This is a genomic window from Vibrio sp. 1457 (assembly GCF_033340195.1).
Lineage (GTDB): Bacteria > Pseudomonadota > Gammaproteobacteria > Enterobacterales > Vibrionaceae > Vibrio > Vibrio alginolyticus.
On the sequence record NZ_JAWOWA010000007.1, the window covers coordinates 195,693 to 209,182 of the forward strand.

General features: G+C 45.7%; 12 protein-coding genes and 1 tRNA gene. 6 read left to right on the top strand and 7 right to left on the bottom strand.

The features are described from left to right. Nucleotides 1-13 precede the first annotated feature (13 nt). On the bottom strand, nt 14-1,222 hold the full coding sequence (locus tag R7Z41_RS10090) for a NupC/NupG family nucleoside CNT transporter (protein WP_154204160.1): 1,209 nt from the start codon (nt 1,220-1,222) through the stop codon (nt 14-16). A gap of 412 nt (nt 1,223-1,634) precedes the next feature. Between R7Z41_RS10090 and R7Z41_RS10095 the strand changes: the two genes are divergently transcribed. The 3 genes from R7Z41_RS10095 (at nt 1,635) to R7Z41_RS10105 (ending at nt 2,509) form a co-directional block, all read left to right on the top strand. Beyond that, nucleotides 1,635-1,817, top strand: coding sequence for a hypothetical protein (locus tag R7Z41_RS10095; protein ID WP_021035910.1), 183 nt, complete (start codon nt 1,635-1,637; stop codon nt 1,815-1,817). Further along, nucleotides 1,782-1,865, top strand: a tRNA-Leu gene (locus tag R7Z41_RS10100). The genes R7Z41_RS10095 and R7Z41_RS10100 overlap by 36 nt, the downstream gene beginning before the upstream one ends. Nucleotides 1,866-1,897: 32 nt before the next feature. Then, nucleotides 1,898-2,509, top strand: coding sequence for a DUF2913 family protein (locus R7Z41_RS10105; RefSeq protein WP_005384170.1), 612 nt, complete (start codon nt 1,898-1,900; stop codon nt 2,507-2,509). A 78-nt stretch (nt 2,510-2,587) separates the two neighbouring features. Here R7Z41_RS10105 and R7Z41_RS10110 read toward each other — a convergent pair whose 3' ends face one another. Beyond that, complete coding sequence (locus R7Z41_RS10110) at nt 2,588-3,988, bottom strand: tryptophanase (protein WP_104976313.1); 1,401 nt, start codon at nt 3,986-3,988, stop codon at nt 2,588-2,590. 298 nt (nt 3,989-4,286) lie between these two features. Continuing rightward, the gene (locus tag R7Z41_RS10115; protein ID WP_225478021.1) at nt 4,287-5,531 is read right to left on the bottom strand and encodes an NADH:ubiquinone reductase (Na(+)-transporting) subunit B; all 1,245 of its coding nucleotides are present in this window, start codon (nt 5,529-5,531) and stop codon (nt 4,287-4,289) included. 159 nt (nt 5,532-5,690) lie between these two features. Here R7Z41_RS10115 and R7Z41_RS10120 point away from each other — a divergent pair, with 159 nt between their 5' ends. From R7Z41_RS10120 to R7Z41_RS10130, 3 genes are all read left to right on the top strand, one after another. After that, nucleotides 5,691-7,079 (top strand): cytochrome ubiquinol oxidase subunit I, encoded by a 1,389-nt coding sequence (locus R7Z41_RS10120; RefSeq protein WP_017635517.1) that lies wholly within the window; start codon nt 5,691-5,693, stop codon nt 7,077-7,079. 10 nt (nt 7,080-7,089) lie between these two features. Further along, nucleotides 7,090-8,088, top strand: a complete 999-nt coding sequence (cydB, locus tag R7Z41_RS10125) for a cytochrome d ubiquinol oxidase subunit II (RefSeq protein ID WP_065275106.1) — start codon at nt 7,090-7,092, stop codon at nt 8,086-8,088. A gap of 174 nt (nt 8,089-8,262) precedes the next feature. Then, nucleotides 8,263-8,655 carry a cystatin gene (locus tag R7Z41_RS10130; RefSeq protein ID WP_149192193.1) on the top strand — a complete coding sequence of 131 codons (393 nt, stop codon included), beginning with the start codon at nt 8,263-8,265 and terminating at the stop codon, nt 8,653-8,655. 42 nt (nt 8,656-8,697) lie between these two features. Here R7Z41_RS10130 and R7Z41_RS10135 read toward each other — a convergent pair whose 3' ends face one another. The 4 genes from R7Z41_RS10135 to R7Z41_RS10150 all read right to left on the bottom strand — a co-directional run bounded on the left by R7Z41_RS10135 (nt 8,698) and on the right by R7Z41_RS10150 (nt 13,425). Further along, the gene (locus R7Z41_RS10135; protein ID WP_231970768.1) at nt 8,698-9,225 is read right to left on the bottom strand and encodes a hypothetical protein; all 528 of its coding nucleotides are present in this window, start codon (nt 9,223-9,225) and stop codon (nt 8,698-8,700) included. Next, nucleotides 9,170-9,865, bottom strand: coding sequence for a glycoside hydrolase family 19 protein (locus R7Z41_RS10140; RefSeq protein WP_005374179.1), 696 nt, complete (start codon nt 9,863-9,865; stop codon nt 9,170-9,172). The genes R7Z41_RS10135 and R7Z41_RS10140 overlap by 56 nt, the downstream gene beginning before the upstream one ends. Before the next feature lie 195 nt (nt 9,866-10,060). Next, nucleotides 10,061-11,293, bottom strand: a complete 1,233-nt coding sequence (gene lhgO, locus R7Z41_RS10145; protein WP_262678618.1) for an L-2-hydroxyglutarate oxidase — start codon at nt 11,291-11,293, stop codon at nt 10,061-10,063. An 8-nt stretch (nt 11,294-11,301) separates the two neighbouring features. Next, nucleotides 11,302-13,425 carry a TRAP transporter permease gene (locus tag R7Z41_RS10150; RefSeq protein ID WP_318136356.1) on the bottom strand — a complete coding sequence of 708 codons (2,124 nt, stop codon included), beginning with the start codon at nt 13,423-13,425 and terminating at the stop codon, nt 11,302-11,304. Nucleotides 13,426-13,490: the final 65 nt, after the last annotated feature.

The window sequence follows — 13,490 nt, forward strand, 5'->3', positions numbered from 1 at the left end:
TCTTCAATCTAAATTAGAGCGAGATAAAAATGCCCGCTAAGCACGCACTCATCAGGTTAGCGAGTGTACCAGCAGCAACCGCTTTTAGGCCTAGACTTGCAACATCTTTGCGGCGCTCAGGTGCCATCACGCCGATAGAACCCAACTGAATCGCAATTGAGCCAATGTTCGCAAAACCACACAACGCAAAAGTGATAATAATTTGAGTATGCTCAGACAGTGTCGCTTTGTGCTGCACAAAATCGATAAACGCAACAAACTCATTCATCACCACTTTCTGACCAATGTATGAACCCGCAGCTAGAATTTCGTGGCTTGGCACACCAATCAACCATGCGAGAGGTGCAAACAAATAACCAAAAATCGCTTGTAGCGTTACGCCAGAGAAACCAAATATCTCACCCAAGTTTTCTAGCCCCGTGTTCACCATCGCGATAACACTCACGAAAGCGATAAGCATGGTACCAACAGCAACGGCAACTTTCATACCGCCCATGGCACCGCTTGCTAGCGCATCAATAACGTTACTTTCTTCTGATTTATCTAGCTCAATATTGTTGTAATCGCTTGGCGTTTGACGCTCAGGAACGATGATTTTTGCCATCATCAAACTACCTGGTGCTGCCATAAAGCTTGCCGCGATCAAGTATTTGAGGTCGACACCCAAACCAGCATAACCACCAAGCACACTGCCCGCCACTGAAGCCATACCACCAGCCATCACAGCAAACAGTTCAGAGCGAGTCATGTTAGAAAGAAATGGACGAATAAGAAGCGGTGACTCGCCTTGAGATAAGAAAATGTTCCCTGTTGCAACCAAAGACTCTGCTTTACTCGTACCCAAGAACTTCTGGATAGCGCCGCCAATAAATTGAATCACTTTTTGCATAATGCCCAAATAGTAAAGGGCGGAGATAAGAGCACTGAAGAAGATGATGATAGGGAGGACACGAATAGCGAAGATAAAGCCAGAAGAAGCGAGGTCACCAAAGAGGAATTTAATCCCCTCATCAGCAAAGCTGAGTAGCCCCGCGACACCATTACTTAAACTCGCCAGCGCCGCTTGACCCAACGGGAAATAGAGCACCAAAGCAGCAAACCCCATTTGTAGCATCAAGGCGCGAGATACAGTTTTCCAATTGATGGAAGAACGCCCCTCAGAAAGTAGGAAAGCACAACCTAGCAGTGCAACAATACCAAATAGACTAAATAGAACACTCATGAGCTGGACCTACTAAACGTTGAAAAAGAAAAAAGAGCCAAAGGAATTGGCAGAAGAAAGGGACAACGCAGCGAGTGATAACTCACTTTTAGATCCAGAATGTAGACAGAACGAATAGTTCGACATCTTATTTTTACCTTATACAAGCAATTGAACGTAGCTGGTCCGGTCCGTGGGGTCATTCACTGCTGGCGAGCATGTTGCTTGGCCTGCTCCATGTGACGGCTTGTATGGGTAAGGGTCCTGAACAACTAAACCCTAATTCCCGCTTAAACGGGACGCAAGTATAGCCAACAAAAAGAGATATTCATCACATTTATTTACGCAAACGTTCAAGCGTTCAAAATTTAGGCAAAAGTACTCTTTTGTCGTCATACCATTAATAAAAGTAAGGGTATAAGGATAGGCGTTGATGGTAAAAAACATAAAAGTGACCAATAAATATGCAATCAAACTCGAAAGAGCCAAAATTCGTCATTTTGCTCTCGCCAACAGGTGGATTTTGGTTATAATTCGCGTTGCTTCTTTCGAGGCCTCTGAGTATTCAGAGCATCATGATGCCGAGATGGTGAAATTGGTAGACACGCTAGCATGAGGTGCTAGTGCCTTTGGTGTGAGGGTTCGAGTCCCTCTCTCGGCACCATTATCCTTCTTCCCTAATTTTGTTCGAGTGTAATGCAAAGTTCTAAGCAGGCAAGACAGTCTACAGATGCTAACCAACTTCTGAGTGAGCTTGCGGTTCACGCTTTATTACACCTGCACTTTAAAATTCACGCGTCCTCGCATGGCCTCTCCCTTAAAGAACGTAATGACTTACTTCAGAAATGGCTGAAACCAAAACTGAAGAGTAATCGCTATAAGCTGATTAAAAAGCCGTTAAAATCTTTGACTCAGCAGGCAAAAGGTGAGAACGGAAATCTGGAAGAATTACTCGAGCGCTGCGTCGGTGCAGACAAACCCAGAAATCCTCAACCCGATCTAGATAGCTACTTGCTGCTGATCAACGAGATTGAGAAGAAACTGGGGACTACCGTGTTATTATCGCGACCGGAAGACGTCGACTTATCTCACGACCAACACGGCTGTTTGCTGTGTGTGCTTTCTGAGAACTTAAATCAGCACTTCGATGATAATAACGCCCTAATCGCTCCTATTTCGATGCTGTTCCGCGGACCAATGAGTCAACGCTCACTTTTCCTTGGCAGCATTTACGCCAGTGGTACCTTCAATTATGAAGTGCAGTATCAAGACGACCAGTTCGTTCGCATCACATTAGAGTTAGCGTAACTGTAACGCTAAGAAATAAACGAATCGAAAAAGGCCGTGAAACTCGCGGCCTTTTGCTTATCTAGATTTAAACTTGAGTTAATCGATCTCTTTAAATCGAGCAGTAAAGTGGCGCAGCACTGGTGGCTCGTACTCGAAAGTGAGCCCTTTTAACTCATGTGCACGATTTTTCAGTTCGATAATCGCATCCGCAATGTAATCCATATGATCGTTTGTGTAGACACGACGTGGAATGGTCAAACGCATCAACTCAAGCTCTGACGCTTTTTGTTTACCCGTTTCCGGATCTCGACCAAGCAGCAACGATCCTATCTCTACTGCTCGAATACCCGCTTCCAAGTACAAAGCATTACACAATACCTGCGCAGGAAACTGATCCGCTGGAATATGTGGCAAAATCTTAGCGGCATCCACAAACACCGCATGACCACCCGTTGGGTATTGAATCGGAATACCGCCTTCACGTAAGCGCTCACCTAAGTATTGAACTTGGCTAATTCTATAGTGAAGAAAATCCTCATCCGCGGCTTCATACAAACCGCGAGCGAGCGCTTCCATATCACGCCCAGCCATGCCGCCGTATGTTACAAATCCTTCCATGGGTACGCAGCGCGTCTGCACCGCCTGGAACAACTCCTTATGATCACGAATACAACACATGCCACCAATGTTTACCATCGGGTCTTTCTTAGCTGACATGGTGAGCATATCACCGTACTGGTACATCTCACGGATGATTTCCAGAATCGATTTATTCTCGTAACCCGCTTCACGCTGCTTAATAAAGTAGGCGTTCTCACAGTAACGAGCCGAGTCAATCACCACTGGAATATCGTACTTGGTTGCAATCTCGTACACACTGCGCATGTTTTCCATCGACACAGGCTGACCACCGGAGCTATTACAAGTAATCGTGGTGATAATTGCACAGATGTTATGCGAACCGTGCGCTTCAATTGTTGCCACCAGTTTATCGATATCAAAATTGCCCTTCCAATCATAAGGCGTAGTGGTGTCGAATGCTTCTTCCGTTACCACGTTAATCGCTTTACCGCCATTGAGTTCAATGTGACCCGCTGTGGTATCAAAATGGTAGTTCGAGATAAATACTGGCGTTTCACCACCACGCACCTGACGCATACGCTCAATCAAAGCGGGGAACAAAATTTGCTCGGCACCACGCCCTTGGTGTGCAGGCACGGTGAGCTTATAACCGAAGAAGTGCTCCACTGCATCACACAGGTTGTAGTAATTTCGACTCCCCGCATAGGATTCATCCCCCATCATGATGCCAGCCCACTGATTATCACTCATGGCACCAGTGCCAGAGTCAGTCAGCAAATCGATATAAACATCATCACTACGAAGAAGAAATGGATTATAGCCCGCTTCTTTTAACGCGACTTCACGGTCTGACAAAGTCGTCATTTTGATTGGCTCAACCATTTTTATACGGAAAGGTTCTGGAATACGTTTCATTGTTAATTTCCTTATACGCATTACCCTACGCAGTTTCACGTAAGACTAAAAAACAAATAGATAGAATGCTTTTCAATGCAATTGCATTGAGGAAATCAACGAGAAGAGATTTTACTAAGAAGAGACAAGCAGTAGTCTAGGTTATACCAGAACGACAGCACCAAACGGCTATCGAGAATATCCTTTATTCTCATCGTCTTCGTCCTCCTGATAAAAATAAAAAGTCAGAAACCCTATGTCTCTGACCTTTTCAATATAGTGCAGTTTTCAATCAATTTTCAGTGAGGTCACCCTCATTTTAAGAAGGTCTCGCCCTTTTCATTCTGCGTTTGATATTACTTTCTTTGACTAGGTAATCGAAAAGTGGCGCGAATAAGTTAGCAAATAGAATCGCTAACATGATGCCTTCTGGATAAGCCGGGTTCAGCACTCGGATAAAAATCGTCATCACGCCGATTAATACTCCGTATGCCCATTTCCCGTTATTGGTAAAAGCTGCCGAGACAGGGTCTGTCGCCATAAAGAAGGTACCAAACGCAACCCCACCAATCACGAAGTGCCAGTAGAACGGCATGGAGAACATGGGGTTAGAGTCTGAACCGATCGCATTCAATAGTAATGAAGCTCCGATTAAACCGACCAACACGCCCGCAACAATTCTCCACGATGCAATCTTCATAAAGATGAGAACCAAGCCTGTTAGTGCGATCAACAACGTGGAGACTTCACCCATCGAGCCTGGTAAATTACCAACAAAAGCATCTCCCCATGAAATTGGCTCTCCCGTCATATTATTTATCAAAGCACTTTGCCCTCCTTCATACCATTGGCTAAGTGGAGTAGCGCCAGAGTAACCATCAGCCGCGACCCACACGGCACCACCGGACATGTTGGCAGGATAGGCAAAGTATAAGAACGCGCGCCCTGCTAAAGCTGGATTTAGGAAGTTTCGTCCAGTACCACCGAAAATCTCCTTCGCCACAACAATACCGAAAGTGATACCTAAAGCCGCTTGCCATAGTGGAATTGTCGGAGGAAGGATCAGCGCAAAGAGTATAGAGCTGACAAAAAAGCCTTCATTTACCTCATGCTTTCGCACAATAGCAAACAGAACTTCCCAGAAACCACCAACGATAAACACCGTCGCATAAACCGGGAGAAAGTAAGTAGCACCAAGCCACATTTTACTTCCCCACCCCGCTTGTGAAACCGCATCTAACGAGCCCCATACCCAACTCAGTTGCCATGAAGAAACAAGCGCTTGCTGAGCTGAGGCTTGATCCATTCCATACAACAAGGCATCACTCGCTTGCTGGCCTATGTTGTACATACCCCAGAACATGGCAGGGAAGACCGCCAACCACACCATGATCATAATACGTTTTAAATCGATGCTATCTCGAACGTGAGTCATGCCCTGGTTTACCTTACCAGGCGTGTAAAAAATGGTTTCGACAGCTTCGAAAAGTGGGTAGAACTTGTGATACTTCCCACCTGGACCAAACTTAGGTGTCGCTTTCTCAAAGTAATGTTTAAGGCTCATAACGCTCCTCCTTTATCTAAAAGATGGTACGCACATGTGTAAAAAGCGATCGTTTTTTAATCTCTTCGTCTTCCTTCTTCGTATTTCACCTTGTTCGCCACTCTTCTGTCTCCTCTTTAAATCCGGCGAACAGTTTATCCAACGAAAAAGGGACCGCTCATGGACACACTCGCCATTGACCTAGCTAGATTCCAATTTGCCTTTACTGTCTCTTTCCACATTATTTTTCCAGCGTTTACGATTGGTTTGGCAAGTTATCTCGCTGTATTAGAGGGCTTGTACTTAAAAACGGGCAACAAACAGTACATGCAAATCTATAAGTACTGGCTCAAAATCTTTGCCATCAGTTTTGGTATGGGTGTGGTGAGTGGCATCGTGTTGAGCTATCAATTCGGTACTAACTGGAGCGTGTTTGCCGACAAAACAGGCCCAATCCTAGGCCCGCTAATGGGTTATGAAGTTTTTACTGCGTTTTTCCTCGAAGCTGGGTTTTTAGGCGTGATGCTTTTCGGTATGGATAAGGTAGGTAAGAAGCTTCACTTCGCCGCGACTTGTATTGTTGCATTCGGGACGTTTTTGTCTGCGTTTTGGATACTTTCGGTTAATAGTTGGATGCAAACACCAGCAGGCTATAGTATCAACGAAGCCGGACAGTTTATCCCAGAAGACTGGTGGGCGATTGTCTTCAACCCTTCCTTCCCTTACCGGCTCGTTCATATGTTGCTCGCCGCTTACCTTACTACTGCCTTTGTTGTAGCCGGCGTTGCCGCTTATCACTTGCTAAAAGCAAACCATAACCCTCTAGCCAGAATTATGTTCTCGATGGCAATGTGGATGGCTGCCATCGTGACACCAATTCAAATCGTTGCTGGAGACATGCATGGATTAAACACCCTTGAACATCAACCCGCCAAAGTTGCCGCGATGGAAGGGCACTATGAGTCTCACCAAGGCGCGCCATTGATCCTCTTCGGTATCCCTAACGATGAAGAAAAACGCATGGAATACGCACTGGAAATCCCCAAACTCGGTAGTTTGATTTTAACTCATGACCTCAACGGTGAAGTGAAGGGATTAGATGCTTTTCCAGAGGAGGAACACCCTCCTGTCTCTATCGTTTTCTGGTCTTTCCGAGTAATGGTCGCGCTTGGTTTTGGCATGCTTGTTATTGGTTTGTGGAGCCTTTGGCTAAGAAAACGTCGCAAACTTTTTGATTCGAGGGCACTTCAACGTATTTGTGTGCTGTTTGCCCCAGCGGGGTTCATTGCAGTTTTAGCAGGCTGGATAACTACCGAAGTCGGTCGACAGCCTTACACCGTATACGGTCTTTTAACCACAGCCAATTCGGCATCGCCTATTGATGCCGCCGCGGTGAGCGTCTCCCTGACGGCGTTCATCGTGGTTTACTTTGTGGTTTTTGGAGCTGGCTTCTTCTATCTCCTACGTTTGATGCGCAAGTCTCCAACTCGATATGAAGAAGGTCTAGATAGCCGACTTCCTGATGGCACGAAAACCGATGCCATCACACATTCTAACCATCTAACCTAGGAGCTTACTCATGGATTACGCATTAATTTGGTACGCTTTGATTGGGCTCGCTGTTCTGATTTATGTCGTGTTAGATGGCTTTGATCTCGGTATTGGTATCCTATTCCTCAGCGCTAATGATGATGAAGAGCGCGACATGATGATGAACAGCATCGCTCCTGTTTGGGATGGGAATGAAACTTGGCTAGTTCTTGGCGGAGGTGGGCTTTTTGCCGTGTTCCCCCTCGCCTACGCGGTCATTATGCCAGCACTCTATGCTCCCCTGATTTTAATGCTGCTCGGGTTAATTCTGCGCGGGGTTTCTTTTGAGTATCGCTTCCGAACACAACGCGGAAAGTTTTTATGGGATAGCGCTTTTTTCATTGGTTCACTCACCGCGGCATTGATGCAAGGCATTATGCTCGGAACCCTGCTCCAAGGTATAGAGGTTAGTGAACGAGCATACGCAGGTGGATGGTTTGATTGGCTTTCACCATTTAGCGTATTTTGTGGCCTGGCGCTTGTTTGTGCTTATATTCTGCTCGGTTCATGCTGGTTATTAATCAAGCTTCCAGAAGAGCTGATGGGGCGCTATTACGTGGTCGCGCGACGATGGGGACTAGCGATGGTAGCCTGTATATTCATCGCCAGTTTGTGGCTGCCATTGAGCCAAAATATCGTCTTTGAACGTTGGTTCTCATTACCAAACTCGCTACTGTTTTTCATTTTACCAATTATTGCTGCGGCACTTATTTGGCAGCTATTCAAAGCCTTACTCGATCACAAAGCCGTCCGAGCCTACGTTCTTGCGATCGGCCTGTTTCTTTTGTCCGCGATGGGTTTCGGTGTCAGTACATTCCCTTACTTGGTCCCATTCGCACTCACTTATCAAGACGTCGCCGCGCCAGATAAGAGTTTGGCATTTTTACTTGCCGGTGCGGTGGTATTACTTCCTCTGATCATAGCCTACACGGCTTATTCGTACTGGGTTTTCCGCGGCAAGATTAAACGTGGAGAAGGATATCACTGATGAAACTAAAACCCATTTTGTGGTTCATTGGCATTTGGCTGGTAAGCGTGGTCGCCTTGTTTATCATCAGTTCGTTGATACGAACTGCGATATTGTAGGCCCAGAGTCTACTGCACCACATCTGAAGCCATTGAGGTCTATACTCAAGCAAGAGTAAAACAACGGAGTGTTTTTATGACCTTAAAGCGGTTTCTGGTAACTTTGATTCCTTTGACGGTTCCACTGTTTTCACCAAATGCTTTGGCCGTAGACAAGCAGATGTCATCCGCCATGAAAAGTAAAATGCGGTCTATTTGCTCCGCAACAAACGAGCAGGGCCGTTGGCAACTTGCTGAGGCAACTCCTGACGCCAGACGCTCACTCAACATGGTGCTTTATCAAATGAATGCCGATGATAAATTGAAAGCAATTCATGAGGTGAGAACCAAAATGGTCGGCGGCACCCATTATGCGTTTGAGTTCGAGTTGCAAGATGGTCAGGTCTGGAATGCAATTGTATTGCACAGTGCCCGAGGCGATTACATGATAGAAAGACACGGCAAGAAAGGGGAACTCTGCCCTAAATAGCAATAGACACTACAACTTTACGACACAATAAAGTCGACTGATTCAGTCGCCTTTATTGTTGGTATGTTTAGGTATCGCTTCAAAAGCTTGGGAAAAGTAATAGCTTTCAACCTGAGGCCTAACTAAATCACAAGCTAACCCAAGGTCATCATTTTTTGTGAAAGGTAAATGTTCTGACACTAATTCCTGGGAATCTTTGTCCACGGTCTGGAAAGATTCAACAATTCTAAGTGGCCAGTAAGCTTTATTCTCAGTAACAAGAAAAAAGTAATATTGGAGCTGCTCTCCATGAGTCACGGCATTGTTAATTTCACTTCTAATTTTAACCACTTCGATTTTGCTACCAACACAAGTGAAGTCATATGCATCAGTAATTTCCGCTTCCTTCGCGCCCGGAGTATATACCATATAATCCGATTCAAACTTATTATCAGTCAGCAAATAACCATCGTCGACACTAGTTAACTGAAAGGAAAATGCAGGGTAATGTACTATCAAACAAGCTCCAAAAGCCCTACTTAAAAATTTCTTTGAAAATGCCTTTTTTATACAGTTCGGTAAATATCTCATGTCGTTGTCCATATGAATCTGTATTTTTATTAATAACCCTAGTAATACTATCAGTCACCGTTCTAGATGCTCCCTTATCGGCTTTTAAATATAGCTTATTCTTCAGCCAAAAAATCATAGCAGTCCTGATGGCATATTTAGGTTGAGCAACTAACTGAGGCGAAGAAGAGAAACTCGTATTTTCGTTCCAAATATTTGCGTGTATGCTTTCTGTCGCTAAATAGTTTCCTTTCCCTGTTAACTGTATCATTCCTCTACCGCGATATTTCCATCCATCTCCGGTACTTGCATCACCATTGCCTATTTTCATGGCATAGGCATTATTTGCTATCGCTTCTTGGTTTGCTTTTTGATTGATGGCATTTTTTCTCCCGTGCTTTTCAGCTAACGCCGGCCTATTCCGATAGACTCTGAAAGTGCTTTTCAATCCTTGAACTGAATAATTCAGGTTTTCCTCCATTCTCATTCCAGGACCAACCTCTTTTGCTAATTGAGCGACAAAGTGTGACAGTCTCAGTTCACTGTCTAACTTACATTCAGAGATCTTCATAGAAAGTTCTTTGCTTATAATCACTAAATAGTCTTCTGAAACTTTAGTTTCATTCTTCCATACTTTTCTAAGGTGCTGTTTTGTAATCATAGTCCCTCCATCTGATGAAGATTAAAACTGAAAGAACAAAAAATCACCTATAAAATTTGAAGTTGACATTGTATTACGACATTTTAAAACCATTTCTTACATACTAATTACATTATTGTGCGGCAAATAACATACCAGTCAATATTCTAGAAAAGCATTCTTTTCGCTCATATATTTTAACATGGCTTTTTACTGTTAAACCGTCTCGGTTTTCGCCTCTATCTTCTCATTTACTTTATCGCAAATGTACTCTCCAATAGGCATTGCAGATGTCGCTGCTGGAGAGGGGGCGTTGCAAACGTGCAGGCTTCTGGCGCTTTCGGCAAACAAGAAGTCATGAACCAAGGTTCCGTCGGATAACACCGCTTGCGCACGAATACCCGCAGGATATGGTTTGAGATCGTCGACCTTGATGCTTGGGCAATATTTGTTGACCAACTTGAGGTAGCCCGGCTTCCACCACGAGTTCTTAAACTCATCCAGTCCGGTTTTTAGATGCTTTTGTGTCACCTTCCAAAAGCCGGAGAAACTGAGCATTTGCATGGTATCTTGCAAGCTGAAGTTAACCTTGTCGTACCCTTCTCGCTTCCAGCCTTGCACGGCATTTGGACCTACGGTCACACTGCCATCAATCATGCGGGTCAGGTGGACGCCCAAGAATGGCAAGTCAGGGTCGGGAATTGGGTAAATAAGATGATTCACCACTTGGTCGTGTTTGCTATCTAAGCGGTAGTATTCACCGCGATAAGGGATGATTTGGAAATCGGTCGGAATAGACATCATCTTAGTCATGCGATCCGCCATCAAGCCGCTGCAAGTGACCAAGAATTTGGCATTGAGCTGCATGGTTTGACCGTCTGAAGTGCAGGTCAGTTGTACTTCTTCATCCTTCTCTTCGGCAGCCACCACTTTGGTTCTCAGGCTAATTTGCCCGCCGAGCTTTTTGAACTCTTCCGCCATCTGCTCAGTGACCAACCGATAGTCCACAATACTGGTGGTTTTGACATAAATCGCGCCCAATCCCGTGATGTTTGGCTCAGCCAGCTTGAGTTGAACTTCATCGAGTAGCTTTACGTCGATGCCGTTGACATGGCAGCGCTCATAGAGGGCATTCATGCGTTCGACTTCTTGCTCATTGGTCGCAACCAGTAACTTGCCACAGTTCTCCACCGGAATATCGTGCTGAGCACAGAACGAAATGGTTCGCTCTACCCCACGCTTACAAAAATCGGCTTTTAGGCTGCCCGGTGCGTAGTACACTCCAGCATGAATCACGCCGCTATTGTGTCCGGTTTGGTGCTTCGCAAAACCGGACTCTTTCTCAACCAATAAAATGGATTTGTCTGGGTGGCGTTGCTGCAGTTGCCATGCTGTCGACACACCAACGATACCGCCACCAACAATGATGTAGTCATAGACTGATTTCATACGACCTCTTATAAAACCGATAGTTGAGATTGTTGCAATTTGAACTTGCGACCACTGTAAATTAACACCGCGACAAATACCGCGCAGCTTGCCACACGAACCAACATTGGTATGTCGTGCCAAACCAGCAATGTACCCACCACTACCAACAAGAGACGCGTCAGAATGTTTAGAGGGCCTTCCAAGTAACCTTCAATCGCACCAATCAATGCATAGGTACCGATGATGGCAAAAAAGCCCACGGTAATTACCGACGTCACATCCCAACTGACTAAGCCTGTGTAAGCAATCAACAGCGGTACAAGATACAAACCTTTGGCAATTTTCCATGCCATCAAACCAGTGCGCATTGGCGGTGTTTTAGCGATGGTCGCTGCTGCAAATGCGGTCAAACACACTGGAGGCGTAACGTTGCTGTCTTGCGATAACCAGAAAATGATGAGGTGAGCAGCCAGCAATGCCAAGCCTACCGCTTCCATACCCAGGCTTTGCTCCAGTAGAGTTTCCATAAAGTCCGCAGGTACTAGCGCCACCATTTCTTTCGCGGTTTCCAACGCCATTGGCGCATTAAGCAGTTCCAACTTTTCTGGCGCCGCCAACATGAAGATGGCTTTTGCTTGTTCAGGCAATTGACCTGACACCATCAATTCAAGCAATTGGTTTTCGGCAATTAACTTGTAAAGCGCAGGGGCAGACAGTGTACCCAATACAATATACGCAGCTGTCACAGGTAAACCCATACCTAAAACAAGAGAAGCGAGCGCAATCAGAACGATCATGATGAACAAGTCGCCATTCGCCCAACCGTCGATCATCAGTGAGAACGTGTTGCCGATACCCGTTGTGCTGATCACATTGATCACCAGACCAATCCCCACCAGCAATACGGCAGTTGTCGCCATGTTTTTCGCGCCTTGCGAAAGTGCTTCGATGATCGCTTTTGGTCCCATCTTGTGATCTTTCGAGAACCAAGACGCCACCACCACTGAGATGATCGACAAGCCCGCAGCGTAAGTCGGTGTAAAACCTTGAACCAACAAAGTAACCAATACCGCCAGCGGGATAAGGTTGTGCCAACCGCTGATCAACACTTTTAATAGAGATTCATCGCTGGTCGTGATTTTTTGAACGCCGCTGCGTTTGGCTTCGATACGCACAAAGAACGCAACAGACAAGAAATAGATAAGAGCAGGAATGAAAGAAACCGCAATGATATCAACATAAGGAATTTGCGTGTAAGACGCCATGATGAAAGCACCCGCCCCCATCACTGGTGGCATCAACTGACCACCTGTTGACGCTGCAGCTTCAACACCCGCCGCAAAGCGCGAAGGGAAACCCGCTTTTTGCATTAAAGGAATACTGATAACACCGGTTGAAACCGTATTTGCCACACTAGAGCCAGATACTGAGCCCATCAAACCGGAGCCAATCACCGCAATAAAACCGGGGCCACCAATGATTTTGCCAGCCGCAGCACGTGCCACATTGATGATGTAATCACCGACACCAGAGCGAACGAGAAACGCACCAAACAGAATGAACATGAATACGAAAGTCCAACTGATGCGCGAGATAGAGCCAAACATGCCCTCAGAAGAATAAAAGCTACGGTAGAGCAAAGTTTCCATGCTCAAACCCGGGAAATGGAAAATACCTGTCGCCCACTTACCCCAAAGCACAACGTAGCTTAAACACACCACAATCAGCACTGGAATAAACCAGCCCATGGTGCGTCGGATCAGCTCAATCACAATCAGAATTGCCATGATGGCGAAGACCCAATCGCTGGTCACGAACTTAACACCACGTTCATACAGCGCATCTTCGGCATAGGGAATATAGAGTAAACATGCGACCGCGCCCATGGCAATTAACACATCGATACCGAGTGCAATCTTACTCTGCTTGAGAGAGATATGAGCCGGATACCAAAGCGCACAAATCACCGCAAAGCCAGCAAAGTGGGTCGCGGAAATCCATAACTCTGGTAACGTCGATAAGGTATTAAACCAAATGTGCAAAGCAGACAACACCACGCCAAACACTGTGATTGTGGTGGTTACCCACGGAAAATCAGTGCGCGTGGGCAGCTCAAACTTCTGCAATTCCTTTTCTATTGAGTCGCTCATCTCATACTCCAAGCTCTGGCGGCTTTTTCCATCTTAGAAATCGGTAGGGATAAAATGCCCCGAGC

Bases quoted from the DNA above. Each gene is read 5' to 3' on its own strand.
- R7Z41_RS10090 (WP_154204160.1), bottom strand. From the start codon at position 1,222: ATGAGTGTTCTATTTAGTCTATTTGGTATTGTTGCACTGCTAGGTTGT.
- R7Z41_RS10095 (WP_021035910.1), top strand. From the start codon at position 1,635: ATGGTAAAAAACATAAAAGTGACCAATAAATATGCAATCAAACTCGAA.
- R7Z41_RS10105 (WP_005384170.1), top strand. From the start codon at position 1,898: ATGCAAAGTTCTAAGCAGGCAAGACAGTCTACAGATGCTAACCAACTT.
- R7Z41_RS10110 (WP_104976313.1), bottom strand. From the start codon at position 3,988: ATGAAACGTATTCCAGAACCTTTCCGTATAAAAATGGTTGAGCCAATC.
- R7Z41_RS10115 (WP_225478021.1), bottom strand. From the start codon at position 5,531: ATGAGCCTTAAACATTACTTTGAGAAAGCGACACCTAAGTTTGGTCCA.
- R7Z41_RS10120 (WP_017635517.1), top strand. From the start codon at position 5,691: ATGGACACACTCGCCATTGACCTAGCTAGATTCCAATTTGCCTTTACT.
- cydB (WP_065275106.1), top strand. From the start codon at position 7,090: ATGGATTACGCATTAATTTGGTACGCTTTGATTGGGCTCGCTGTTCTG.
- R7Z41_RS10130 (WP_149192193.1), top strand. From the start codon at position 8,263: ATGACCTTAAAGCGGTTTCTGGTAACTTTGATTCCTTTGACGGTTCCA.
- R7Z41_RS10135 (WP_231970768.1), bottom strand. From the start codon at position 9,225: ATGAGATATTTACCGAACTGTATAAAAAAGGCATTTTCAAAGAAATTT.
- R7Z41_RS10140 (WP_005374179.1), bottom strand. From the start codon at position 9,865: ATGATTACAAAACAGCACCTTAGAAAAGTATGGAAGAATGAAACTAAA.
- lhgO (WP_262678618.1), bottom strand. From the start codon at position 11,293: ATGAAATCAGTCTATGACTACATCATTGTTGGTGGCGGTATCGTTGGT.
- R7Z41_RS10150 (WP_318136356.1), bottom strand. From the start codon at position 13,425: ATGAGCGACTCAATAGAAAAGGAATTGCAGAAGTTTGAGCTGCCCACG.